General features: G+C 70.8%; 10 protein-coding genes and 1 pseudogene. 1 reads left to right on the top strand and 10 read right to left on the bottom strand.

Annotated features, from left to right (window positions below; all coding sequences use genetic code 11):
- Nucleotides 1–8 precede the first annotated feature (8 nt).
- Nucleotides 9–509 carry a hypothetical protein gene (locus tag LO762_RS26175; RefSeq protein WP_230618672.1) on the bottom strand — a complete coding sequence of 167 codons (501 nt, stop codon included), beginning with the start codon at nucleotides 507–509 and terminating at the stop codon, nucleotides 9–11.
- 73 nt (nucleotides 510–582) lie between these two features.
- On the opposite strand from LO762_RS26175, the gene LO762_RS26170 reads away from it, so the two are divergent.
- Entirely contained in the window at nucleotides 583–1,317 is a 735-nt protein-coding gene (locus LO762_RS26170) for a Clp protease N-terminal domain-containing protein (RefSeq protein ID WP_230618671.1), read from the top strand.
- A gap of 99 nt (nucleotides 1,318–1,416) precedes the next feature.
- Here LO762_RS26170 and LO762_RS26165 read toward each other — a convergent pair whose 3' ends face one another.
- From LO762_RS26165 to LO762_RS26130, 9 genes and pseudogenes are all read right to left on the bottom strand, one after another.
- The gene (locus LO762_RS26165) at nucleotides 1,417–3,537 is read right to left on the bottom strand and encodes a DEAD/DEAH box helicase (protein WP_230618670.1); all 2,121 of its coding nucleotides are present in this window, start codon (nucleotides 3,535–3,537) and stop codon (nucleotides 1,417–1,419) included.
- A 41-nt stretch (nucleotides 3,538–3,578) separates the two neighbouring features.
- Nucleotides 3,579–4,922, bottom strand: a complete 1,344-nt coding sequence (gene brxD, locus LO762_RS26160) for a BREX system ATP-binding protein BrxD (RefSeq protein ID WP_230618669.1) — start codon at nucleotides 4,920–4,922, stop codon at nucleotides 3,579–3,581.
- 73 nt (nucleotides 4,923–4,995) lie between these two features.
- Complete coding sequence (gene pglZ, locus LO762_RS26155) at nucleotides 4,996–7,824, bottom strand: BREX-2 system phosphatase PglZ (protein ID WP_230618668.1); 2,829 nt, start codon at nucleotides 7,822–7,824, stop codon at nucleotides 4,996–4,998.
- A gap of 20 nt (nucleotides 7,825–7,844) precedes the next feature.
- Nucleotides 7,845–11,735, bottom strand: a complete 3,891-nt coding sequence (locus LO762_RS26150; protein ID WP_230618667.1) for a hypothetical protein — start codon at nucleotides 11,733–11,735, stop codon at nucleotides 7,845–7,847.
- Nucleotides 11,736–11,753: 18 nt separating this feature from the next.
- On the bottom strand, nucleotides 11,754–15,431 hold the full coding sequence (gene pglX / locus LO762_RS26145; RefSeq protein WP_230618666.1) for a BREX-2 system adenine-specific DNA-methyltransferase PglX: 3,678 nt from the start codon (nucleotides 15,429–15,431) through the stop codon (nucleotides 11,754–11,756).
- Between the two features lie 52 nt (nucleotides 15,432–15,483).
- Nucleotides 15,484–20,190 (bottom strand): BREX system serine/threonine kinase PglW, encoded by a 4,707-nt coding sequence (gene pglW, locus LO762_RS26140; RefSeq protein ID WP_230618665.1) that lies wholly within the window; start codon nucleotides 20,188–20,190, stop codon nucleotides 15,484–15,486.
- A gap of 252 nt (nucleotides 20,191–20,442) precedes the next feature.
- Complete coding sequence (locus LO762_RS33985; RefSeq protein WP_374201597.1) at nucleotides 20,443–20,571, bottom strand: VWA domain-containing protein; 129 nt, start codon at nucleotides 20,569–20,571, stop codon at nucleotides 20,443–20,445.
- Nucleotides 20,572–20,648: 77 nt separating this feature from the next.
- Nucleotides 20,649–21,815: pseudogene (locus tag LO762_RS26135) on the bottom strand (TerD family protein); the annotation flags it as partial.
- 317 nt (nucleotides 21,816–22,132) lie between these two features.
- Nucleotides 22,133–25,459 (bottom strand): AfsR/SARP family transcriptional regulator, encoded by a 3,327-nt coding sequence (locus LO762_RS26130; RefSeq protein WP_230618664.1) that lies wholly within the window; start codon nucleotides 25,457–25,459, stop codon nucleotides 22,133–22,135.
- Nucleotides 25,460–25,473: the final 14 nt, after the last annotated feature.

Below are 25,473 nucleotides of genomic sequence, written 5' to 3'. Positions count from 1 at the left end.
GGTCAAGGCTATTTTTGACCTGGGGTTTTGTTGCCTCGAAGAGGACTTCCGTCCGGCTGGCGGCGAAAACCGGGCCTGATCGGCCTGCCCCGCCCGATATCCGCCCGCCGCCGGGGCCATGCGCAATTCACAAGGGTGGACATAATCCACCAATTGGGGCAACAGGCACTCTCTGGCGCGCCAGGTCCTCGGCGGCCTGCAGATCCTTGAGAAAGGCCGCGGGTCCCGGAGTCGGCGATGGTGCCGATGGGTGCGACGACCTCGTTCTCGACGATGCCGCTGTCGCCCACCGTCAGGGTGCGGGCCGGGGAATCCACGATGAGCGTGATGTGCGGGTCGGCCAGAACGGCGCCCGGCGCGTCCCCGCGCAGGTGGGCGATGCGGGGCTCGTCCAGCGCGTCGGAGGCGTTGGAGATCGGCTCCCGCGGGGACACGTCCTTGTTCGAATGGATCATGAGCTGCAGGAGCTGATGGGATTCGACCTGGAACTCGAGCGTCTCAGCGGCCATGGCGGGGGCACACCTTCCGGCCAAGAGGCAACTTGACATTGACAAAGCAATATTAGCAATGGATGCTTGCATTATGGCGCTACCAGATCTTGATGCTCTCATCGCCGAGGTCGACCGGAGCTGCGGCGACGCTTACCAGAACACCGAGCAAGAGCAGCCCGACTGGCTGGCTCTCCTGAAGACCGGGGTGGAGACGGCCGAGCGGTTGCGCGGCCTGGCGGACGACCTGGTCGAGGACTACGTCGAGCACTGCCGCCTGCACGGATACTCCTGGTCGGAGATCGGGACGGTCCTGGGCGTGAGCCGACAGGCCGTCCAGCAGCGGTACCTCGTCCCGCACAGGAGGTACGAGGCAGAGGAACTGCAGGAGGAGCTACGCACCGCGATGGCGCACATGAAGGAGGTCGCCATACGCCACCGCAACAACTTCATCGGCACGGAGCACCTGCTGTGGGGGCTGCTCTCAGAGGACAACAGCGCGACGCGTCTCCTCGCCGCGCTCGACGCGCCGGTGGCGGAGCTCAGGCGGCGGATCGACGGCAGGCTGAGCCTGGGCGCCTCCCAGGCCGCCGAGCGCATCGCCTGGACACCCTACTCCCGCAAGGCCCTCGCGACGGCCCAGGAGCTGGCCGCCGAGGAGGGAGAGTCCCAGATCGGCTGCGATCACCTACTCACCGGGCTGATCACGATCGGTCGTGGAGTGGCCTGCGACGTCCTGACCGAGTTCTCGGTGGACCTCACAGCCCTGCGGAAGGCCCGGGAAGGGGGTCAGCCGGAGAGTTCCGCGACCACCCTCGAGCAGACCTGAGCACCGGCTCCGGTTCCCGGATCGATGGGGGCGAAGTGATCCACTGCGGGGAGCAGGAGCACACCACGTCAAGCCGCGGCTCGGGGTCGGCGGTGGAGGTCAGGTGCTCCATTCCTTGCGGACGGGTTCGCGGGATGCGGCGAGGGCGCCGTCGAAGTCCGCGAGGCGTTCGGCGAGGGTGGCGGTGGCGACGCGGGTGGGGAGCGCGGCCGAGAACTTCAGGCCACGGACGGCTCGCGGATCCACGGTGGGAAGCGTGAGGGAGCCGGACAGCTCGGCTCGGGCGGTCTTCCAATCCTCGGGAGAGAGATCCTGACGGAGCCGGACGTGCGTGTCCGTGGGGCGTTGCACGGGGTCGGCGAGAGAGCCGAGAGAGGCGCTCAGGGTGGCGTTGGCACGGTAGCCGGCCCAGGTCCACCAGCGGGTGGCGTCGGCGTCCCGGACCAGCAGGCTGCCCGCGGGGTGCACTTGTCGGGGCGCGCGGTCGGCGCGGAGCTCGGCGAGCGCCGCGGCGGCGCGGCGGGTGAGGCGGACGTCCGGGTCGGTTCCCAGGAGCACGTCACGCATGGCGCGGGTGAGGGCGTACGAGAGCCCGCGGACTTCGCTGCCCTGCCATTTGGCGACACCACCGTCTTCCACCGGTTCGACGAAGGCGCGGCGTCGAGCCCAGTCGATGAAGGTGACCTGCCAGCTACGTCCGGCCAGGAGCAGGCGGCGCGGTCCCGGGCGTTCCTCGGTGAGGACGGCGGGGTCGGTGGTGCCGATCTCGGTGCGTCCGGCGAGCACGGTGAACTCGGGGGGCGCGGTGAAGGACGCGGTCAGCTCCATGAAGTGACGGCGTCCGAAGTGCTTCTCGGCTTCGGGACCGACGAACAGCATGCCCCCGTCGCTGTCGAGGAAGCCCTCCTCGACCAGATGGGACAGGAGGGGCGCGGCGGAGCGGTCGAAGGGCGCGAGGCCGTTCCACTGCTCGTGCCAGAGCCGGTCGCCGACGCGGTGTTCCTGGAGTGTGACGGCGATGAGCTGCTGCGCGACAAGGTGGCGCGGCGAGGGCGGCGGGGTGACGTGTTCGACCCAGCCGCGCGTCCACAGCGTGAGCAGAGCGGCGGCCTGGAGGAGGCTGTCGGGACAGGTAGTGAGGAAGAGGCAGTTGCGGGAGGTGCCGGCGCGGCGCCCGGTGCGGCCGACGCGTTGCAGGAAGGAGGCGACCGTCCCCGGCGCGTCGATCTGGATGACCCGGTCGAGGTCGCCGACGTCGATGCCGAGTTCGAGGGTGGAGGTCGAGACGATGACGCAGTCGCGGGCCTCAGCGAACGCCCGCTCGGAGCGTGCGCGTTCCGCGGTGGAGAGCGAGGCGTGCGAGAGGAAGACGGTGGTGTCGCGGGCGCGCAGGGCCGCGCCGAGTTCTTCCACCTGCTTGCGGGAATCGCAGAAGACAAGCCGCTTCTCACCGAGGTGCAGTGCGGAGATCACCTTGGCGGCGTTGACGAGCGATCCGACGTAGTCGAGCTCCACGTCACCGGCCGGACGCGGCGGCGAACCCTCCCCGGCGGCGGGCAGGACGGCGCCGGGGGCGACGACCCGGCCGGGCCGGTCCTCGTGAGCGGCCCCTTGGAGCCAGGTGAGCAGGGTGTCGGGGTTTCCGACGGTGGCGGAGAGGCCGACGCGCTGGATGCGCCGACCGGTCAGCCTCTCCAGCCGTTCGAGGACGGCGAGCAGGTGCCAGCCGCGGTCGTCCCCGGCGAAGGCGTGCACCTCGTCCACGACGACGGCACGCACCCGGCCGAGGACGTGGGTGTGGTCGGTCTTGACGCTGATGAGCATCGCTTCGAGGGACTCGGGCGTGGTGAGCAGCACGTCGGGGGGCTCGGCGCGGATGCGGCGGCGTGCGGATTCGGGGGTGTCGCCGTGCCAGAGTGCCGCTCGGCGGCCCAGCCACTGCGCGTAACCATCGACCCGGTGCACCAGGTTGTTCAGGAGGGCTTTGAGCGGCGCCAGGTAGAGGACGGAGGTACCGGTCCAGCTTTGCCGGCGCATCGCGGACAGGAGAGGGAACGTCGCGGCTTCGGTCTTGCCGCCCGCCGTCGGGGCGAGCAGGATCGCGTCCTCCCCGTCCATGAGGGGGTCGATCGCCGCCTTCTGCGACGCGCGGAGGTCGTGCCATCCGAGCGTGTTGACGATGTGGTGTAGGAGCACCGGGTCGAGGCGTTCTACCGGCAAGTGTTCCCGGGCGCGTGGCTCGTCCTGCACGGGCGCGCCTCTCAGAGCTCGAGATCGAGGTCGTCGGCTGAGACGGGCGCGGCGAGGTTCCGCTCGACGGCGGTGAGGTCGCCGACGTCCACGGTGAGCCTGTAGTGGACGCGCGGGTCGAAGTCGTCGAACTGGTCGATCCGGTCCAGGACGTCGCCGATCAGCTTCTTCAGGTACAGGCGCGGTGCCACGCCGACGTGTCCACCGAGTGCTCCCCCCACGGCCCGCGCCAGGTCGGCGAGGTAGGCGTCGTCGGCGAGCCGTTCGATCCGGTCGGGCGTCTGGGAGCCCTGGGCGTAGAGATCGCGGATGATGACGCCGAGGCCGGTCAGGGACTCCTCGGTGAATCCGGGGAGCCTGATCTGGACGGCCCGGGGATTGTCGAAGCGGGGATCGGTGGTGAAGTCGGTGGCCAGCCGCTGGGCGAGGGGCGCGAGCCGCTGCACGCCCTGCTGCCCGTCGTAGAAGGCGGGGGTGCCGGTGATGATCAGGTAGAGGCCGGGGAAACGGCCGGAGTGGACCTCGTCGATGAGCTGCCGCAGCGCGTTGAGCGCCTTGTCGCGGGCGTCGGAGCGAACCCGTTGCAGGGTCTCCACCTCGTCCAGGACCAGGACGAGGCCGGCGTGTCCGGCGTCCCGGAGAACGGTGAGCAGGCCCTGCAGGAAGCCGAAGGCGCCGAAGTGGTCGAGCTCGCCTCGGACGCCCGCGCCGCGCTTGGCGGACGCGGCGACGTGCGGCTGGCCCCCGAGCCAGGACATCACCGCGGCGGCGGTGGCCTCGTCGCCGGCGTTGAGTGACTGCCTGTAGCCGCGCAGGGCGGTGGCGAAGGCGGGCGCGTGCCGGGAGACCTCGGCCAGCCGGGCGGTGAGCAGCCGGTCCACCGCCTGGGACAGTTCCCCCTCGTCCGCACCGTCGGCGAGGGCGTCCTCCTCCAGGGCGTAGAACCAGGCGTCCGTGACCGGTCGCAGCGCGCTGGGCGGAAAGCTCGCGGTGGTGAGACGCTCCGTGAGACGTCGGTAGACGGTCTCCAGCTTGTGCAGAGGGGTCTCGGTCTCCGACACCTGCACCTCGGCCACGGCGAAGGTGCGCCGTTTGGCGCGCTCACCGAGCCAGCGGGTGAAGAAGGTCTTGCCGGAGCCGTACTCGCCGCGCACCGCCTTGAACGCCGACCCGCCGACGGCGACCGTGTCCAGTTCCTCGTCGATGGCCCGCTCGAAACGGCCGAGGCCGACGGCGAGCAGGTCCAGACCGCTCTCGGGGACGGCGCCGCGCCGCAGCGCGTCGATCACGGCGCGCCGTCGCAGGGCACCGACCGGGGAGCCGGTGCCGGACGCCGGGGATCCGAACGCGTTCACCCGGACAGTGTCCCATCGGCTCGCCGGCCGGGTGGCGGGTGTCCTTCGCGCGCGGCCGGAGCCGTACCGTGCCTCACAGGCCGAACTGTTCGATCAGCGGGGTCCGGTGCAGGCGCAGTGTGCGGTTGTCGGGCAGGATCTCCAGGATCTGGGCGCCGTCGTAGTTGAGGAGCTGGGCCAGCGTCGCGGCGAAGCCGGGGGCACGGGCGGCCGGTTGGCCCGCGCGTTCGGCGAGCGCCGTCATCGTCAGGGTGCCCGCCTCGACCAGGGCCGCCAGGGCCCTCGGCACCGCCTTGCCCTGGGGACGACGGGCCAGCATTCCCAGTTGCGCCTTGTACAGTTCCGTGGCCATCAGGCGCTCGACCAGGGCGGTGGCCGGGTCGTCGGAGCCGGAGTCCCGCTGGGAGGACGGCGTTGTCGCCTGTTCCTCGTCGAAGAGAGCGATGGTCGGCTCCGCCACGGCCGGGGCCTTCCTCGGCTGCTTGTGGCGCGGCCTCGCGACGGCCGCCACGGCGCGGTCCGCGGCCCCGGACCGGTCGGGGGTAGGCACGTCCGCGTCCTGGATCCACCACGCGGGCGCCGGATCGCCCAGCTCCCGCCAGCCGACGGGCGGCTCGGCGCCGAACGGCAGCAGGGCGAGCAGGGGTATGGCGAACTCGGCGAGGGTGGCTCCGCCGTGGTATCCGGCCTTCAGCGCCGTGTAGCGGGCGTCGCGATCACGCAGCGCGACGATCCGCGCGCCGGGCCGCGGCCAGACCACCCGGGGGCCGGACAGCTCGATCTCGGCCGGGGCGAGGGGCCCACCGGGCAGCCGGTGACGGGCCGAGGCGACGCTCGCGGCGGGCGCGTCGGTCCGGTCGCTCCGCCGTTCGATCACGTGCCCGTGGTCGGAGGTGAGCAGGACGGTCATGCCGTTCGCCCGAGCGGCCCGCAGAAGGGGCTCCAGACCACCGATCTCCCGGAGGCGCCACGCGCCGTCGCCGAGCTTCTGTTCCTTGCCGAGCCGGTCGTCCACGGTGTTGAGGACGACGGCGACGTGGGTGCGCTCGTCGGCGAGGGCCTCGGCGAGCTCGGTGGAGAACGGCGAGCCCGTGTCGGGGCCGCGCAGGTCGTCCTTGTGGAACACCGCCGCCGGGGCTCCCCGCCAGCAGGGATGCTGGGGAAAGAGCCGCTTCTCGTCGTTCTGGTCGCCCTTGGTCAGGGCACCGGCGAACAGCGAGGTCCGCGAGACGGAGGTGAGGGTCGGCAGCGCCGCGGCGACCGCGCGCCGGGTCGGCGCCCCCGCGGGTTCCGGCAGCGGGTCGAACTCGGACCAGTGGGCGCGCAGCTCCTCGCCGAGCTCGGCCGCGATGGCCGCGCTCATCCCGTCCACGAGCAGGAGCAGGACGCGCTGGCCGGGCGCGGCCACCACCGGCGCGACGACCCGTTCCAGCAGACCCTCCACGGTGAGCATGGCGCCGGGCGCGGTGCCGTCCGCCGTCCACACCGCGAGCCGCTCGGAGAACGCCTGGTCCAGGGCCCGACGGGTGGCCCGCACCTGTTCGCCGATGCGGCTGTAGGCGTCGGCGAGCGCGCTGTCCGTGTCGCCGCCCGCCTCCAGGTGCTCCAGTGCCCGGTCCACCCAGCCGAGTTCGCGGATCTGACGGGCGATGCCCTCGGCCACGGACGGGATCTCGGGCACGGGACGGGAGGCGAGCCAGCGTCGCAGCCGTGCCGCCATCCGCACGCGTTCGACGCGGGCCGGGGTGGTGTCCACGGTGGCCAGGGCGTGCTCGGCCAGTGCGGTGACGGTGCCGGCGATCTTCAGTGCGTCGTCCTCGGCCAGGGACCGGCCCGCGGCGGTGAAGCGGGCGTCGAGGCCGGCGGCGAGCAGCGGGCTGGCCGCGGCGGCGCGCTGCGCGCCGAACTTGGCGACGAGCTGCGCCGCCCGGTGCAGCACCGGATCGGAGAGCCGGTGCTCGCCCCGGTCGAGCAGGCCGCGTACGTACTCCTCGCCGCTGCGGGCGAAGGAGACGAGGAGGCGGTCGAGATCGTCTCCTTGGGCGGGGGGCTGGTCGCCCAACCACCGTTCGGCCCGCCCGCGCGCCCGGTACAGGTCGTGGTCGGGCTCGGCGTGCTCCCACAGGGCGGCGCAGACGACCGCGTACGCCGCGGCGTCCGCCCCGTGCTCCGCCTCGACCAGGGCGGCGATGACGCGGCCGGTGGAGCCCGCCTGTTCGGGTTCGCCGAGGAAACCGGACAGGCCCGTGCGTTCCGGGGCGCGCAGTTCCCGCAGCAGGTCGGGACCGCCGGGGGTGAGGGTCCAGCCCAGCAGGGCCACGGCGTCGACACGGTCGCCGTCGTCGAGTGCGGCCGGTGCCCCCAGCGCGTCGGTGTCCTGGCGGCTCAGCCGCAGTCGGCGCCTCGCCAGACGGGTGAGCGCCTCGTCGCGCAAGAGCAGTCCCTTGCCGAGCGCGGGCCAGCCACGGGTCGCGGCCGCGTCCAGCAGCGCCTCGGCCGCCCAGGACTCGGCACGCAGCCGGCCGTCGATCCCGCGCGCGTCGAACGCCTCCCGGACGACCTCCCAGTTGTCCACCGACCGGATACGGCCACCGTAGACGCGGGCGAGGAGGCCGGGGTCGAGGTCGGTGTCCTCGCAGTCGGTGAGGACGACCAGGACCCTGGGGTCGGGCGGCGCGGCCGCGTCCAGATGCCCCAGGATCAGCTCGTGCACGGCGAGCACGGAAGGCGCGACGGCCACGCGCGCGTTGAGCCCGCCCGCTGTCCGCTGCACGGCCGGAGCGTCCCAGGAGGTGTCGGCCCGCAGCAGCAGGACGCGGACCGCGCCGTCACCGAGACGGCTGCGGGAGGCGATGTACTGCCGGACGGCCGCGGCCGACAGCCGGGCGGGACCCGCGGTCACCGGGGCCACGGTGGAGGGCATCAGTCGATGACCTTCCAGACGACCTCGACCACGGCGTCCGGGTGCTCGGCCGCGAGCGCCGCGATCTCCGCCTGGAGCTCGGCGGCGGCCCGTGCGGCGGTGGTCCTCCCGCCACCGCTGCGGGCGGCGGAGCGCGACCCGGTAGGGGGTGTCGGCCGCTCAGGCTCGGGCAGCACCGGCGGGTGAGCCGAACCGCCTCCGAGGTCCACGCTCTCGGAACTCGGCACCACCCGGACGTCGGGCGTGGGAGGGGGGACCGGCGGTGCCTGCCGAGACCTCAGCAGGGCCACCACCTCCCTGCCGCAGCTGCTCAGCACCCCCGGCAGGTCCGGATACTGACCAGGATCACCGGCCGCCGCCTCCCGCATCCGCGCCAGGACGGCCTCGCCCTCGACCCCGACGGTGGAGGCCAGACCCAGGTGGTCCCAGCTCGTGCCCTGGAGCGCCCCGGCGACCTTTCCCGCGCTCTTCAGCGACATGCCGTACCGCTCCACCGTGAAGTCACCGAGGTCGAAGCGGGCCAGCCGCTCCACCACTCCCCTGGCGTCCGGACCCGCGTCGGTGACCTGCCCGACCAGCTCCTGTGCCTGCCGGGCCAGGATGAGTCTGGGCGAGTCGTCGGCCAGGCGCAGGAAGTCGCGGCGCTTCTCCAGCTCCGTGACCAACCGTGCGGCGTCCTGGGCGAGGGCGCTCGCCGCCTGCCTGACCTGCCCCGCGAACTGGTTGACGATCCGGCCGCGCCGGAGCTGCGGCGCCACGCCGCCGAACACCGCCTCGAACCTCCGGCGCGCCTGGTCCCACTCGTCCTCGGCGGGGAGCTGCTGCTCGCGCAGGGCGAACTCCGGTCGGAGCTCGTGCGGCGCGGGCGCGGGTTCCACGGGCACCCCGCCGCGCACCCACACCCGGTCGTCGACCTCCGCGTACGCGGCCGCGAGGAGTCTGCGCAACGGCTCGGGAAGCCCGCGCGGCTCGGGAAGGTCGCTCCAGTCGGAGAGCTTGACCAGCGTCGGTTCGGTCACCCCGTTTCGCCGCGCCTGGCTGCTGAAGTGGTCGGCCCACTGGCTCGACTGCCGGTAGTACGCCTCCCGCATCACGCCGAGTCCGAGCCCCTCGGCGATCCGCGCCATGACCTTGCGGTCCTTGGCCTCGACCTCGACCTGTCCGTCACGGTGCTCGGCTGCCTTGCGGACGTAGGCGAAGACGGTCCTGATCTCGGCTGCCTTGACGGACTTCCCTGTGCGCTCGGGGTCCAGGTCGGGATGGCCCGGGTACTGGTGGGCGAGCAGCCTGGCGGCCAGCTCGCGTGCGGCGTCGTCCAGCGGCGCGCCGAGCGGGAGCCGCAGGTCGGACACCTCCTGCTGGGCGACGAGATGGGTGTCGAAGCCGAGGTCGACGACCCCTTCCTGCTTCTGCGCCAGCCCGTACGCCTGCCGCAGCGCCTGGTTGACTCGCTCGAGGAGAATTTTGAGCTGTGACCCCAGCATGCCTTTGGCGCGGGCCTTGTCGTCGGCGTTGAGGCTGCGCGCGAAGTCGGAGTCGAAGCGGGTCTCGTCGGCGAGCGCCTTGTCGATGACCACGAGCCGTTCGAAGTCACCGCGCACGGTGTCGGTCAGGTGCGTCGGCAGCCAGGCCAGGGTGCGGCACTCACCGCCCTGCCTCTCACGCAGGGAGCGCAGGCGCTGCACGTCGTCCATCGGCCCGAACTCACCCTCGTCGTAGGGGAAGTCGACGACGAGCCGCCAGGCGCCGTCCTGGCTGGGCCGCAGCGTGGACTCGGGGAGCGAGTCGGCGTCCGCGACATTGCCGAACACCACCTCGACCTGCCGGTCGGTGCCCTTCCACACGAGGTCGAGCACGTCGTACGGATCAAAACCGCCGGGCCCGTCAGCGACGCCGAGTGCCTCCTTGAGCAGGGAGCGCATCTTGGCACGTCGGCTCGCCTGGTTGTTGTGCACCTGGGCGTTGGCGAGCACGGCGTCCAGGTCGACGCCGGTGAGCTCAAGGCGGATCACCGCACCCGGTCCGGTGCCGACGACCTTGATCTCGGGGAAGGTCGCCGCCCACTCCTTGGCCTTCTGCTCCAGCCGTCCGACCTCGGTGCCCGCGATGCGGGTGGTGATGGAGCCGTGGTTGAGGGCGTGCAGGCGGGCCAGGGTGAGATCGGCGAGCGCGGGCACACTGGGCGCGAGCGCGGACAGCAGCAGGGTCTGCACCAGCCTGCTGTCCCCGGTGAAGTCACGGCAGCGGGCCGCGAGCTGCGGATCGCCCAGGCTCGCCGGGCCTCGCCGGTACGCCTCGACCTGGTCCTCGGTGACCTGGTTGGCCCGCAGGAGGTACGGGCGCAGCTTCTCGCGGTAGAGCTTGTCGGCCGCCTCGAAGTGCACATGGGTCTCGCCGCTGAACGCCCGGTCACCGCCGCCCGCGATCGCGGGGTAGAGATCACCCAGCGGGACGAGCTGACCCAGCCGCCAGTCGTCACGGTGGTCGACGAGCAGTTGGCTCATCAGCTTCAGCCCGGTACGGGAGCGCTGGAGCGCCGAGGAGATGTGCACCAGCGTGTCCATGAACGCCGGGGGGAACGGGTACGTCTTGCGGAACGCGTCCTCGTCCGCTCCGGTGGTGGACTTGTCGTGCCCGAGCAGGGTGTCCCAGATGTCCGGTCCAAGCCTCTTGGCCTCGGCGAACGCGGCCTCCACCTTCGCTTCGGCGGCGGCGTCGACCGGCCTGAGCACGCGGGCCTGGGCGATCTGCGGAAGGTTGCGGTCCTCCAGGACGATCTTGTCGAAGCGTCCGCCACTGAGCTTCAGGCTGTCCTGCACGGCGGCCTCGGCCGCCCCGGACATCTCCTCACCGACCAGTTCCCGCAGGTCACGCTGACGGGCGATGAACGACACCAGCGGGATGGCGCGGCGCTCGTCACCGCCCTCCACGAAGTTCGTGATCTTGTCGGCCTCGCGCGAGACGAACCTCTGGTCGTGGATCCGCGAGGCAAGCCACAGGATCAGCTCGTCCATGAACAGGACCAGCCCGTCGTAGCCGAGCGCCTTGGCGTGCGCGGCGATGATGCCGAGCCCCCTGTCCAGCGAGACGAACCCGTCGGCGTCCTCGGCGGCGCTCCGCGCGAACGACGGGAACAGGGTCTGCGTCAGGTCCTGGACGAGACGCGCCCGCAGCTCACGTGGTGTGGAGGGGGTCTCCAGGTCGAGCTGCTTGGTGTTCTCGTGCTCCTCAGGAGCGGCCACCGCCGTGTCGAGCAGTTCGGTGGTCCAGGTGAAGGACTCGCCCCACTCGTCCTCCAGGCCGCCGCCGACGTCCGCGAGCTGCGCGATCACCCACTCGTCGCCGTGGCGCTTCCGCTGCTGGTCGAAGTCCTCGAAGAGCCCTTCGGTCAGGTAGACCTGCGGGAGCGGGCACCCCGGATGGAGCTTGCGGACGTGCTCCACGTACCGGCCGAGCACACGCTGCTCCAGGGACTTGGCACCCAGCATGTGGTAGGGCACGAGCAGGAACCTGTGGCCACCGGAGTCCAGCCAGGGGTGCCGGGCACGCACCGGATCGAGTTCGGCGCGCGCCCTGGCCGCCGGGTCGCCCGACAACAGGGCGTAGAGCACCGCCATGAAGTGCGACTTACCGGAGCCGAACGAGCCGTGCAGGTAGGCGGCCTTCGAGGAGTGGCCGTCCAGCGCGGACTTGATCAGGTCCAGGGCCTCGCCGAAGTTGCCGACCAGCCGGTCGGTGACCACGTACTCCTTCAAGGCGGTCCCGGCGCCCTCGGGGGTGACCGCCTCGCTCAGTTTCAGCACGAAGTCCGACGTGGACACCGACTCCGGGATGTCGATCAGCTCGCGCAGCAGCGGACGGTCCTCGGGGCGCGGGGTGCCCCTGCTCATGAACGCCATGATGTGTGTCTACTCCTCGCCCTGGTCAGTCCGACTCGGTGGGGGTGCGGTGCTCCTCCGCGCGGCGCCCCGCCCGCGCGTGACCGCCGCCGGTCGCCAGGCGCGCAGGGCGTCGTCGGTCAGCCCGAGTTCGCCCTGCTTCTGCTGCCGGAAGGCCAGGATCTCGGCGGCCGGGGAGGCGCCGAACTCCGGGTCGTACTCGCCGTACCACTGGTCGAGCCAGGGCTGGAGCTCCAGCAGACCCGCCAGATAGGGCACGATCTCGTCCTCGCCGAATCCCGCCTGCTGCACGTGCGAGGCGAGCGCGAGTGCCTGCTCCAGATGGTCCCAGCCGGCCCACCCGTAGAGCTCGGGCGACTGGGCGTTGACCGTGCCGTACGAGACGAACCGCTCCTTGGGCACGTCCAGCTTGCCGCGGGCACGCCAGTAGCTCACCTTGAGGAAGTCGGCGGAGGTGTACTTCGGCGGCAGGGGAATCCGCTCGCGGATGCTCCGTTTGGCGGGCTCGTCCGGCGCGGCGTCCTCCTGGCGCTGCAGGTCCCAGACGTGCTCCCAGTCCGCGCGCTTCCTCAGCGCGGCGGGCTTGTAGCGCAGGGCCGCCACGAACGGGACGTGCTCCTCGGAGAGCAGTTCCCGCACCGTCCTGGCCAGGTCCTGCCGGGGGGCGTACAGCTCGGCCACCGCGGTGAAGTCCGCGTCGGTAGACAGGTTCTCGGCGAGCCGGGCGAGCGTGGTGATGGTCGGGTTGCCCTGCTGGTCGAACCAGTACGAGCGGTCCTCGATCCGGTCGAGCAGCCAGGACCGCAACGCCTTCTGCCGCATGGCGTCCCAGCCCTCGGTGGCCCAGCGCCGCTTGTACTCGGGCCGCTCGACCATCCCGACGGCCCGGTTCGACTCGATCACCTCGATCCGCTTCCGCACGAGCTCCCGGTACTCGGCGGGCCAGTGCCCGGGAATCTCCGTGACCGGCGTGGACCCGTGCCGCTTGAACCACTCGCCACTGGCCTCCCCGGCCTCCACCCGGCGCGCGAGCACGATCTCGAAAGCCCGTTCACCCAGGGCAAGCTCCGGCACGGCCTCGGAATCCGGCAGCCGCAGATCCTCGGAATGCAGGTCGTAAAGCGCATACACCTGCCAGTCCAACTCCTCCTGAAGCGCGATCATGCGCGCACGAAGAGAGGCATAGCGCGCCTCAGCCTCCCGCAATGGCGCAGCCGTAGGCGTGAGGTCGGCGGCGAGAGCCGTCGGGGTCGTCGCGGAGAGCCGCTGGGCGAGCGCGTCAAGCTCAGCAGTGAGAGCAGTGGGATACTCAGCGGGAAGAGGAAACTCCTGCAGCTTGGTTCCGGTGAACTCATAGAAACGTTCCCAAGCCTGCGACTTGTAGCCCTCATTCACCCCCTGACTACCCTTGTCATGACTCACCATTTTGAGCCAGAAACCGGCGGTGGAGCTGTTGAGCAGCCCGAGCAGCCGCACATGCTCTTCCTCACTCGCCCCCTCCCACAACTTGATCACCGGAGCAGTGCGATTGAAGAGGAGTCCGTCACGATCGAAGCAAAACTGATTATGTGTTGCAACAAAGGCAAACCCCAGGCCGTACGGGTTGGCCAGCTTGCTGGAGTAGTTCTCCAGATGCTCCTGCCAATTTTTCCCGTTTTGTTCCATGGATTTTCCGAATATAACCCGATTACGGAGAGCCGTACGAGCTGGCCACAGGAACCGATACACAGCACCGCCAGCAAGCTGGAGTGGCGCGGTCTGCTGACGAGTTGCATAGGGGGCAACAACATGCACTGCATTACTGATAATAAGATCTCGAATGTTCTCGCCCGTCACCAGGGGACGCGTCCATTCGGCAACACCTACACGCTCCGCAGTCGCACGATCGTGGACAAAATAGACATCGTCAGCACCAGTCGATGTTGTACGCCCGACACTACTAGCGATCGCCGATAGCTTAAGTTTTGACATTGTGGCCAATTGCTCGACCATTTCCAGCCCGCCATCGGCCAAGATCCACGGCTGTTTGCCGAAATACCGGCTTCGCTCCAGGTCGTCCACCGACACCCACTGTGCCGAGCTTCCCGGGCGATCGACCTGCTCTACGATCGCCCGCCAGACGAGCCCCTCCTCCGGCTTCTCCGGTGCTGAGGGTTCGCCTTGGACGCTGCGGACGGTACGGATTGTCGCTTGGCGTTGGGATCCCTCCCTCGGGCGTCCCACGAGGATGACGGTGGGGGTTCCGTGGCCCGGGATGTAGGCGCCTGAGGTGTCGATGACCTCGGTGAGTTCGATCCTGTGGGCGAAGAACTCCTCGATGAGTTTGGTGCCGAACTCGCGTTTCATGAAGGAGTTGGCGGTGATCTGGCCGACCATGCCGTAGCCCTCGGGGCCGGCTCCGCCCCGTTTGGCGAGCTCGAAGAAGCGCTGGGCGAAGGGGACGGACAGCGCGTATGTTCCCGCGCACGCCTTGTACAGATCCCGGTACAGCTCGTTGAGCTTCTTGTCCTTGACCGTGATGTAGGGGGGGTTGCCGACCACCACGTGGTAGCGGCCCGGCTCCAGGATCCGGTCGTACTCGTGCACGTCCTCCGTCGCGTACGAGAACTCGGCGAGGGGGTCGCCGACAGCCTCTTCGCCCAGGCCGAGTTGCAGTTCGAGCTGTCGGGCCTTGATGAGGGAGTCGCCGACCGCGAGCTGGATCGGCCAGGCGTAGCCCTGGGCCTCGGCGAGCGTCCGGATGCCGCTCGCGGCCATCGCGGCGACCAGGAGGCGGAAGCGTGCCACCGCGACCGCGAACGGGTTGAGGTCCACGCCGTGCACCGACTCCAGCGCGGCCCGCACCCGTTCGTAGGTGCCGACCTCAGGACGCCGCTCGGCCCACAACCGGACCAGCCGCCGGAACGCGCCGAGCACAAAGTGGCCGGACCCGCAGGTCGGGTCGATCATCTTCAGCTTCGCGAAGCCGAACTCCCGGATCGCCGGCGTCATCGTCCGGTCGAGGATGAACTCCTCCACGAACTCCGGCGTCTGGAGGAGCGCGTACGTCTTGCGGGCCGCCTCGCTGAGGTCCTGGTACAGGTCGCCGAGGAACCGGGTGTCCCAGCCCTCGGTGCCGTCCTCGCGCAACGGATCGCTGAAGTCGTGTACGAGGACGTGTGCCGGTTCGCCGTCCTCGGTGTTCTCCTCGATCCGCTGCTCACGCCAGAACGCCAGGAGCGCGCCCGCGCCGTCGTGTGAGAGCGGGATCTGGTAGAGCGGATTGTGGTCGGGGTCGAACAGCAGCCGTCCGGCCTGTCCCGCCCCCAGTTCAGCGAAGGCGGTTTCCAGCCATCCCCGGTAGGTCGGGTCCGGGTCCTTCTCCAGGTAATCCTCGTATCGTGCCTGGGCGATCTCCCTCCCGGCGACGCCGGGGGCGGTGATGTACGGCTCGGGGATCAGCCCGTTGTCCTCGCTGAACCGGACGAAGACGGTGCCGAGGACCCACGCGACCGCCACCTGGGTGACCCGCTCGCCGAGCCAGGCGTTCCAGGTCGCCGCCGTGCGTCCCAGCTCCCGTGCCCGGTCGTACTCGCCCCGCAGCCGCTTCCCGACCTCGGGGACTGCCTTGACCTGCTGCTCAAGGTCGGTCTCCGCCGCCCTGACCTGCTTCTGCAGGTCGGAGAGGAGGCTCTTGCGGTCGATCACGGACGGCTCCTGTACGAGGTGAACGGGTGAGACGGGTCGGGTATGGATCAGGTCAGGTGTCCGGCACCAGATGTCGGCGCGCCACCCACGCGTCCGGTACGACGATCCACTCATCGAATCCTGCCTGATACGGCACGCTCTGTCCGGCCAACCGAGGGGCTCTCGCCGGGTCGGACTGTGCGACGAGCAGCCAGAGCGGGCTACCGCCCTGCCTTGCCTGTTCCGCGAGCCGTCCGAGCAGGTCGAACGCGTCGTACCGGGCGAGGATCGCGGTGTCGGTGAGCAGCAGCGGGCCGTCCGCACGCCGGGCGGCAAGCCGTTCCCGCAGTTTCGGCTCGACGCGCCCCCACGCCTTGTCGGTGCGGATGCGCAGTTGGCGGTGCGCCGGGCTGCCGGTCTCCGCGGCGTCGGCCTTCAGGACGGTCTCCCAGGTCGGCCGGTCGGCTTCGCTCACCAGGCCGCGCAGCTCGGCGACGAACAGCCCGGTCAGCGAGAGCGGCCGGGCCCCGTACGGCGCCGCCGCCAGCAGCCGCACCGCCTCCTCAGCCCGGCGCTGCGGCACCGTCAGCACCCGGAAGCCGTCCTGCCGCGTCGAGTGCGTCAGCCGCTGTTCCGCTTTCACAGCGGCGGCGACGGCGGTGTCCTCGTCGTACCGGGTCGGGGTGGACCGGCGTGACGCCGAGGCGCTCCAGCTCGCCGAGGTCAGTCCGGCGGTGGCGCCGCCCGGCGGGCGGTCCGGGAACAGCCGGAGCACCCCGTCGTAGCGCGTGGCCAGCTTCAGCTCAAAACCCGCCTGCCGCAGATCGCGCACCAGGGCGACGCCGGTCGGCAGCTCGCGCCGGGCCAGCGGGTCGGTGCCGAGGTCGGGAAAGCGGGTGGTGACCCGCTTGTGCAGGGCCTCGACGGTCAGGCCAGGCTGGTGGTCCTCCTCCGTGACACCCGGCAGCACGGCGACCACGCCGGCCTGGGTGATGCGCAGCGCGCGCACCAGGCTCAGATCGCGCGGGTAGATCTCCAGCCGGGGAGTGAGCGCGGCCGAGGTGGAGGCGGCCGCCGCGATCTCGGCGGTACGCCGCTCGTCCCAGTTCAGGCTGCCCGGCGGACGGCGCACCGCGGCGAGATCGGTGAGGACCGTGCTCGCGGTCGGCAGCGACTCCAACGCCGCGAGCCTGTCGGCGCGCTCGCCCAGCTTCAGCGCGTACGCCTGGAGGGCGGGCAGCGTCGGGGTGTCCGGACCGTCCACCCCTTCCCGGACGTCCAGGGCGAGCAGACCGAGGACCGGATCCGCGCCCTTGGGGGTGCGCGCGTGGAGATACCGGAAGAGCTGCGGGGACTCGTTGTCGTAGCTCTCCCGCTCCACCACCGCGCGCAGGATCGACAGTGCGAGCGCGCGGCGGGCGCGCCGCTCCGCGAGCTGGGTTCCGCGCCGGGCTATCAGCGCGTCGGCGAGCTCCACGGCCGAAGCCACCCGGCCGCGCTCGGCGAGCAGATCCACCACCTGTTCGCGCAGCAGGCCGAGGGCGGGGTCGTTGAACCAGCGCTTGCGGGCCTCCTTCACCATCGGCGAGATATGGCCCGCGGTCAGCCCCAGGGCCTCGGCGACGTCCCGCTGTCTGACCCAGGGCAGACCGTCCGGCAGCGCTCCCCGTTCGTCCGGCAGGCGGAGCAGCAGGCGGATCGCCTCCCGCTCGGTGGTGTTGGGGCGCGCGTTGCCGCTGGACGGCTTGGGTACCAGGCGGGTGGCGAGCGCGTCCAGGCTGAGTCGGCCGAGGACCAGCGGATCGCGCACGTCCGCGTCGGCCGAGACGACCGAGTCGGCGATGTCCCGCTCCAGCTCGGAGAGCTCCTCCCCGGCGGCCCTGCGTCCCTCCGAGCTCAGCGGCGCCGGGGCCGCCCTGCCCAGGCGGGCGTTCCACTCCTTCTGACGGCCCTGGATCTCCTCACGGGTGCGCGAGCCCATGCCCGGCGCGGTGAGGAACTTGCGCGCCGAGTAGTCCAGGACGTCCCCGACGGTGTTCAACCCCATCGCGAAGAGCTGTGACTGCGCCGCGAGCGTCAGGCCCGCCACCGACAGCGGGGTGTTCCGATCCGCGCGCTCCGCCTGGCCGTCGCGGAACTGTTCGGCGGAGGCGTCGTCCTCCCGCCCGATCCGCGGCTCCGCTGCCGTGTCCGGCCCGGCAGCGCCCGACACGTCCCGGACACGGCTCGCCCTGCCCGTCCGCTGACCGTGGCCGCTACTCGGCGCCGTCGTGCGCTGCGCGTCCAGGAAGATGCGGCGCCAGGCGGCCTCCATGGGCTTCAGGTCCGGGAAGCGGTCCTTCACGTCCCGGGCCAGGGCCTTGCGGAAGAAGGCGACCAGTCCGTCCCGGACGGCGGGCTCAAAAGCGTCGGCGGCGAGCTCCGGGTACGGCCACCTGGCCGGGTCGGTCTGCCGGGCGGTGACCGAGCCGTCCCCCCAGCGGGGCAGCTCGTTCGACGCCATCTCGTGCAACGTCACCGCCAGCGCGTACCGCTCGGCGTGCCCGTCGTACGAGCCGCGCGTGATGACCCCCACGAAGGGGTCGAGATAGCCCTCGGTGCCGGCCTCGATGTCCCTGGCCGGATATCCGGCGAGCGAGAAGTCGATCAGCACGAGCTGCCGGGTGCCGTTGGGACGGATCCGGATCGCGATGTTGTCCGGCTTGAGGTCCCGGTGCCAGATCCCTTCCGCCTCCAGGTGTTCCACCGCGCCGAACAGGTACTTGCCGTACGCCTCGAGCTGGTCCATGCCGAGACGGCCGTTGTCCCGCAACTGCCGCGCGACGGTGTCCTCACGGCGGCGCGGGCCCTTGCCGGTACCCCCGGCGCCGGGGTCCTGCTCCTTCGGCTCCCGGCTGTCGCCCACGTACTCCAGGACCAGGACCCGGCGGCCGCCGAGCGTCAGCGGCGCCTGCTCGTAGAGTGAGATGACGCTGGAATCCCGGTGGATACGGCTGAGGACCGCGGCCTCCAGGTCGAGGATCGCGTGCTTGGCCTCGCTCAGCGCGACCTTCAGTACCGCCAACGGCAGGGCCCCGCTCCGGCGCGGTTCGCCCTCCAGGTCCCGCACCAGGAACGCGCGCGACGTCGAGCCCGTGCCGAGGCGACGCGTCACCTCCCAGCGGCCGGCCAGCACGTCCCCGGCCACCGCCTCCAGCGGATCCTTCTCCGGCTCCGGACGCTCCGGTGCCGGACCGTCGCCCCCGGCGCCGTCTCCGCTTCCGTTGCCCTCGTCCGTCACGACCTCGTCGGCGAACGCCTCCTCGACGTACTCCAGCATCTCCAGGAAGTCATCGACCGTGGAGAGCCGTCGGCCCGGTTCGTACGCCGTGGCCGCTTCCACCAGTTCGTCTATGTCCGGGTGGAGTCCGTCCACCAGCGCGCTGGGACGCAGGCTTCCCCCGGCTTCCAGGTGGGCCATGACCTCACTCTGGCTCGCGCCCGGGGCCTGCCCGGTGACGAGCAGGTAGGTGAGCACGCCCAGTCCGTAGACGTCCAGGCGCACCGGATCGGCCTTCGGGAGGCGTAGCTCGGGCGCCAGGTAGGGATCGGCCCGCTCCGAGACGTGGGAACCGGAAAGCCGGGTGGGCGCCAGGGTGAGCGGTCTGCCTTCAGTGGCGCTGTGGCCGACGGCGATCTGCCAGTCCGCGATCTTCAGCCACGGTCGCAGCCAGCGCTGCTCCTCGCCGAGGTCCCTCCCGCGCGGACCGCGGTCACGCGGGACGACGTGTACCGCGTGCGCTGACAGCGTGCGGTGGTGGACCCGCCGGGAGTGCGCGGAACGGATCGTCTCGGCGAGCTGGCGCACCAGGGCGAGGCGGCCCTCCAGTTCCAGCCGCTGCCCGTGCTCGACGAGGTAGTCGTCCAGGCGCAGCGTCTCGGGGTGGTAGTCGAAGAGGATCGCCGGACCGGCGGGATGCCCCGAGGGCAGGTAGGTCTTCAGCTGCACCGCGCCCGGGTGCCGGAACCGGCTGAGCACCATGGCCTCCCGGGCCGCGGCCTGCTCCACGGAGCGGCGTTCGTCGTCGGAGGCGCCCCGCTCGCTGAGGAAGACGCGCACCCGAGCCAGGTCGTGCAACTGGGAGTGGCGGCCCCGGTAATCGGCCCAGGTGGGCCCGGAATCGAAGGCCTTGGCGTCGAGGAGGTAGCCGCCGACCTCGTGCTGACGGCGAATGGGCGCGATACCCAACCTTTTCAGGGCGGAGAGGACGTGGCGGGACGTCTCGGCCGTGATCCGGTGCCGGGCGTCGGACGGCGGCTCCGCGAGCATCTCCGCGAGCTGCTTGACGGTGAACACACCGTTCATGTCCGCGGGCGGGAGCGTCACCCGGAGTCGATCGTCGGTGAAGCAGACCGCCTCGCCCACCCAGATCCTGCCGCGCGTCCCGGGCCCTCGGGGACCGCTGTTGATCAGCCCGGACAGTTCCTTGGCCTTGCGGTTCGCCAGATGCAGCGGATTGCCGTGGCGCCGCCTCGTCCCGCCGGGGGTGGTCTGCACCCAGTCGTTGCCGCCGCCGTGGACCGCGCCGTGCCAGTCCTTCAGCTCGATGAGGAACACGCCGGCCGGGGCCGTCACCAGAAGATCTATCTCGCGTACGTGACCACTCGCCGCCGTGAACGTGAAGTTCGACCAGGCACGCCAGGGCTCCTCGTCCGGCAGACGCCTCCGGATCGCTTCGAGACCGCGACGCTCGTGCTCGTACTCGGACTCGGTGACCGCCGTCCACCGGCCTTCCCGCATACGGCTCTCCGTGTGTCTCTCTACCGGACGCACCCACGTCCGCCGCGTCCCTGTAACTCCCACTCCTGGCAAAGAATCCTAGAGGGTGTGCCTGTCCTTGAGGAGGTCTCCACCACCGGCGTCAACGCGGCACGCCCACTCCGATCAGCCCAGCACTTGATCTCCATCTGCCCACGCCATGAGCGAGCTCAGCATGCCGTCGAACGGATTCGTGCCGAAAGGACCGGTCGCGGCGTCTGTGTCGACCCTTGATCAAATGAGGCCGTTCTTCCTTGCCTGCTCCAACCATGACGGATACTCGGTCATCATCCGATCGAACAGCGCGTCGTCGCTGATCTTCGCGGGATCATCGACGGAGAAGAACGAGACATTGTCGACCAGTCTTCCGGAGAGGTCATCGAGCTCCCTGAGGAAGCCGTACGGGTCATACCATTGGTCGCCGGTTCTTCGTCGATGGCCATGAACTGCCAGAAGATCGGTTCGTAGCTGGACGAGGTGATGTGGCTGACCGACAGTCTCTCGTCGCTACTGGCCCCGTCGGTGATCCACATGACATAGACGGGCCTGTCCGCGTGAAGGGGCGTACGCCGCTTGGCGGCGGTTCCGAAATAATACCGTCGGATGAGCCGCATCGCCGGACCGTAGCTGGTACCGCCGCCGAGCGAAGGCCCTTGCCAGATCTCGTCAGCGAAGCCGACATGGTTGTCCGTCCCGAGCTCACCGATCCTCACCGCTTTGTCAGAGAAGGCGAAGACATCGACTTTCCCGTCGTCGTCAAACCTCAGTCCCATGGCGAGGACCCGCTCGATGAGCCGCTGAACCTGACCGCTGTCGAACAGGTCGTACATGGAGCCACTGACATCGATACACAACGCGACTCGCGCGTCGTGATGTCCGAGGCGGTGTTTGGCCAGGCAGACCGCTACTTGCTTTGTCATCGGAAGTAGCGCGGGCGCGGTGAGAGCCAGGTCGCGCTCCATCGAGGCGAGGCGTTCACGCTTGGCCAACCGAACCGCTGGAGCGGTCGCTCGCGTTGCAGACACAGGATTCACCGGCTGGCCCATGTTTGCCGGAACCTGCTGCAGGGTCGACTCATCGGGTTCGACGTCGATCCCGAAATCCGCTGCCAGCCCGGACAGGCCATTCGAGTAACCTTGGCCGATCGCGCGGAACTTCCATCCGCCGTTGTGTCGGTACAGCTCACCGCAAATCATGGCGGTCTCACTGCTCGCCCCATCGATGGCGAACCCGATAAGCGCTTCCCCAGTGACCGCGTTGAAGACCTGTACCTGTAGTCCCCCAACCACCCCGAACGATTGAGCATCGACCGAGGCCGTGACCACAACCGATTGGAGGGACGGAGAAAGCCGGGCAAGGTCGACCATGAGCAGTTCTGAGGCTCCGCCCGAGTCAGTGCTCCCGCCGTCGTGCCTGATATGCTCGACCGGATGCACAGGCTGGTTGTAAAAGACAAAATCGTCGTCCGACCGGACCTTGCCGGTTCGATCGAGTGCGATCGCCGCGGCATCCACCACGGGGCACCTGGGCCCGGGCCGCCAGCTCACCACGATTCGCGCTGCGCACGACTCCACTGGAGCGTTCGCACCCTTCGTCAGAGATCGCACGATTCACCATCGTAGCCCCCTCAACTCTCCGAGTCCCCGGAAACACCTTCAAGCTCCTCCAAGCGCTTCACCGCCGCTTCTGGGTCTACGGCCTTACCGACCGGAAGGGTTACCAGCGCCAGGGAGCCAAACGCACTGGGTTTCGTGGCGGCGACAATGCCCCCTCACGTCCGGACATCCGATCATCGGCATGCCCGGATGTCCGCGGCGTCGAGCTTGCCGACGCTCGGCCCGCCCCGGAGATCGATAGTGCGCGCACCCCTCTTCGGGATTCGGTCCACCCCACCCCCACACCACGCGCAAGGTCACCAGCAAGATCAGCTGAGCTGGGGGGAGGGGGGAGGGGTTCCGCCTAGGTGGGTTAGGGCGGTGGTGGTGGAGGTTTGCAAGGGGAGGGCGCCGCATTGGGTGGCTAGGTTGGTGGCGGTGGTTAGGTGGGTTTGGGCTTTGGTTGGGTGGTTGGCGGTGGTTAGGGCTTGGGCGTAGGCGGCGTGGGATTTGGCTCGTTCTAGGTGGGAGCGGGTTTGGTCCAGGAGGTGGACGGACTCGGCGAGGAGTTTTAGGCGGCGGGGGAGCGGTTCGGCGGAGGCGGCGTGGCGGAGGGCTCGGCCCAGGGCTCGGGGGGTGCCCCAGGTTTCGGCGAGGGACAGGAGGTTGGCGGCTACCTCTCGGGCCTCCTCGGGGCGGTTGAGGCGGTTGAGGCAGTGGATCAGGGGGGCTCGCCAGTCGGAGACCAGCGGGTTCGTCATGGGGGCGGCCTCGCACTCGTCGCGTAGGGCTAGGGTCCGTTCGAAAGCGGTGTCTGTGTCGCCTAGGGCCAGGAGCAGCGAGATCTCGCCGGGGGCGTAGATGGAGCGGGTGACGCCGGGGGCGTGTGACGCCTTGACGCGCCGCAGGACCTCCGACGCCTCCTTGATCTCGCCGCGCGCCACGAGCGCGTTGAGCAGGACGTTCGCCAGGAACGTCTCGGAAAGCCCGGTCGCGCCGTACTGGCCGACCTCCCACGCCTGCCGCGCGTCGGCGACGGCCTCGGCGAGGTGCCCGCCGATGTACATGTGCTCCGCCCGGTACAGCAGGGCGGGCGTCATACCGCGGAACGAGCCGGCGCGACGGCTGTGGTCGAGCATCGCCTCCACGGACGGAAGCAGCGCCGGGGAGTCGCAAGGCAGCAGCGCGTACCAGGCGCACGTCATCAGCGGCTCGGCCATGGGGTGCCCGATCAGGCGGTCTCCTGTGACGGCCCGCAGCGCCCGTCGTTCGGCGGATTCCCTACGGTTCTGGAACATGTCGTGCAGCGCCAGCCCGGCCTCCAGCGCGACACCGCCGAGCGAGTCGGGGGAGCCGCCGACGTCCTGCCCCCGGTAGGCGTCGGCCGCCGCGACGAGGTCGGCCCCGTGCCGCGTCCCGTAGGCGACCATGACGGCGCAGGACTGGAGGAAGTACCTGCTGTCCTCGGACATGAGGCTGTCGCGCTCCAGCGCCGCCTGGCAGACGCGCGCGGCCTCGCGTGGGCGGCTGGCGAGCCACAGTGTGCTGGCCAGCCCGTAGGAGATCCGCGCGCGGGCCTCGGGGTCCGGCTCGACGGCGAGGACCGCCGACAGCGTCTCCACCGCCCGCCCGGTGTCCACCAGCGCCTCGGCGGTGCCGAGCCGGGCGAGGGTCGCGACCCGCCGCTCCCCGAGGTCCTCCTCCAGCATCCGGCGCAGGAACGTGACGGTGCTGGCGACCGCGCCGCGCGCGAGGCTCAGTTCGGCGGCCGCGTCGAGCACCGGCACCGGGTCGCGCTCGTCGAGCCCCGGCGGCACCCGCGACAGGTGGGTGGCGGCGCGCAGCGGGTCGTGCGCGTCCGTCGCGGTGTGCGCGGCGCGCAGGTGGAGTTCGGTGCGCAGCGCGGCGGGTGTCGCGTCGTAGACGGCGGCGCGCAGCATGGGGTGGGCGAAGGAGAAGCGCAGCGGGACGCCCTCGCACTCGACGAGCTGGTCCGACACCAGCGGCGTCAGCGCGTCGAGCGCCTCGCGCGGCGTGACCAGCGCGACCCGGGCGACCCAGTCGGTGCCGGTTCCGTCGCCCAGGACCGCGAGCACCCGGGCGGCGTCGAGGCAGGGACGCGGTAGGTGGCGTAGCTGCCTGTCCACGAACCGGTGGAGGCTCGGCGAGCCCTCCAGCAGCGTCCGTTCGGCGTCGTCCTCGGCCTCGGCGAGCTGGAGCGCCAGTTCGCGCAGCAGGAACGGGTTGCCGCGAGTCAGCGCGTGGCACTGGTCGACCAGGGACGGCGGCGCGTCGAGGACGCCGGACAGCAGCGCCGCGCACCCTTCGGACGTCAGTGGCCGCAACACCCGTGTGACGGCGTGGGGCAGCCCGCCGATAGCGGCGGTGAACCTCTGGAGGCGCTCGTGGCCGGGCCGGAGCCCGATGACGAGCACGGCGCGCAGCGCGTCGAGCCGGGCGGCGAGGAACGCGAGGAACTGGGCGGACAGGGTGTCGGCCCAGTGCAGGTCGTCCAGCACGAGGAGCAGCGGGTCGCGCGCCGCGAGGTCGCCGGCCAGCCGGTAGAGGGACAGGATCGTCTGGTATTCGCCGCCCGTGGCCTGTCCGCCTTCGGGGGAAAGCAGCGCGCCCGCCTCCGCGTGCCGGTGGAACAGCTGTCCTGCGCAGCCCCAGGCGTAGTCGGTCTCCAGGTCGCTGCCGCGCGCGCGGACCACGGTGAACCCGAGCGCGGACGCCCGGTTCCTGGCGTGTTCGAGCAGGCTGGTCTTGCCGATCCCGGCGGGGCCCTCGAAGATCAGGACGTGTCCGGTGCCGCCGCTGACCGTCTCGTCCAGGGCGCGGTCGATCAGGCCGGTCTCCTCGGCCCGCTCGACCAGGGCGGCTCCGCCGGACTGCCGTCCGGGCCGTGCGGCGGGCACGGGCGCGAGGTCGAGCCCGGGGTCCTGGCGCAGGATCGCCGCCTCCAGGTCGCGCAGCGGGCCGCCGGGGTCGATGCCGAGTTCGTCGCGCAGCCTGGCGCGCAGCCCGTGCAGGACCGTCAGGGCGTCGGCCTGCCTTCCGCTGCGGTAGAGGGCGACCATGAGCTGTCCGTGGAGGTCCTCGTCGAAGGGGTGCCGCGCGGTCAGTTCCGTCAGTTCCGGGACGAGCGCGGCGTGGCTGCCGAGCGCGAGCCGGCATTCGATCGCCGCCTGCTCGGCCGCCCGCCGGGTGCGTTCCAGCCGTTCGGCCTCGCCCGCGAACCAGGAGAGCTCCCGCACGTCGGCGAGCGGCTGCCCCCGCCACAGCGCGAGGGCCCGTTCCAGCGCGGCGAGCCGCTCCTGGGGTCCGGGCGCGCCCCGGCCCTCGCCGATCAGCCGCTCGGCCTCGCGCAGGTCGGTGCCGGGGACGGCGAGGACGTAGCCGGGGGCCTGGGCGCGGACGGCGTCCGGGCCGAGCAGCCGCCGCAGGTAGGAGACGTGGCTCTGGAGCGCGTTCACCGCGGTGGCGGGCGGGTCGCCGTCCCACACCGCGTCGATGAGCCTGTCGACGCCGACGACCTCACCCGGCCGCAGCGCGAGCCGGGCGAGGACCGCCTTGCGGCGCAGCCCGGGTAGCGGCAGCTCCACACCGTCCACGACGACGTCCACCGGCCCCAGCAGCCGCACCTGGACGGACAATGGATTCCTCAACA

This window comes from Actinocorallia sp. API 0066 (assembly GCF_020991275.1).
Lineage (GTDB): Bacteria > Actinomycetota > Actinomycetes > Streptosporangiales > Streptosporangiaceae > Actinocorallia.
This window is presented reverse-complemented; position numbering and strand designations above follow the sequence as displayed.

Excerpts from the sequence above, each read along its gene's own strand:
- LO762_RS26170 (WP_230618671.1), top strand. The coding sequence starts at position 583 with ATGGCGCTACCAGATCTTGATGCTCTCATCGCCGAGGTCGACCGGAGC.
- pglW (WP_230618665.1), bottom strand. The coding sequence starts at position 20,190 with ATGCGGGAAGGCCGGTGGACGGCGGTCACCGAGTCCGAGTACGAGCAC.
- LO762_RS26175 (WP_230618672.1), bottom strand. The coding sequence starts at position 509 with ATGGCCGCTGAGACGCTCGAGTTCCAGGTCGAATCCCATCAGCTCCTG.
- LO762_RS26150 (WP_230618667.1), bottom strand. The coding sequence starts at position 11,735 with ATGAGCAGGGGCACCCCGCGCCCCGAGGACCGTCCGCTGCTGCGCGAG.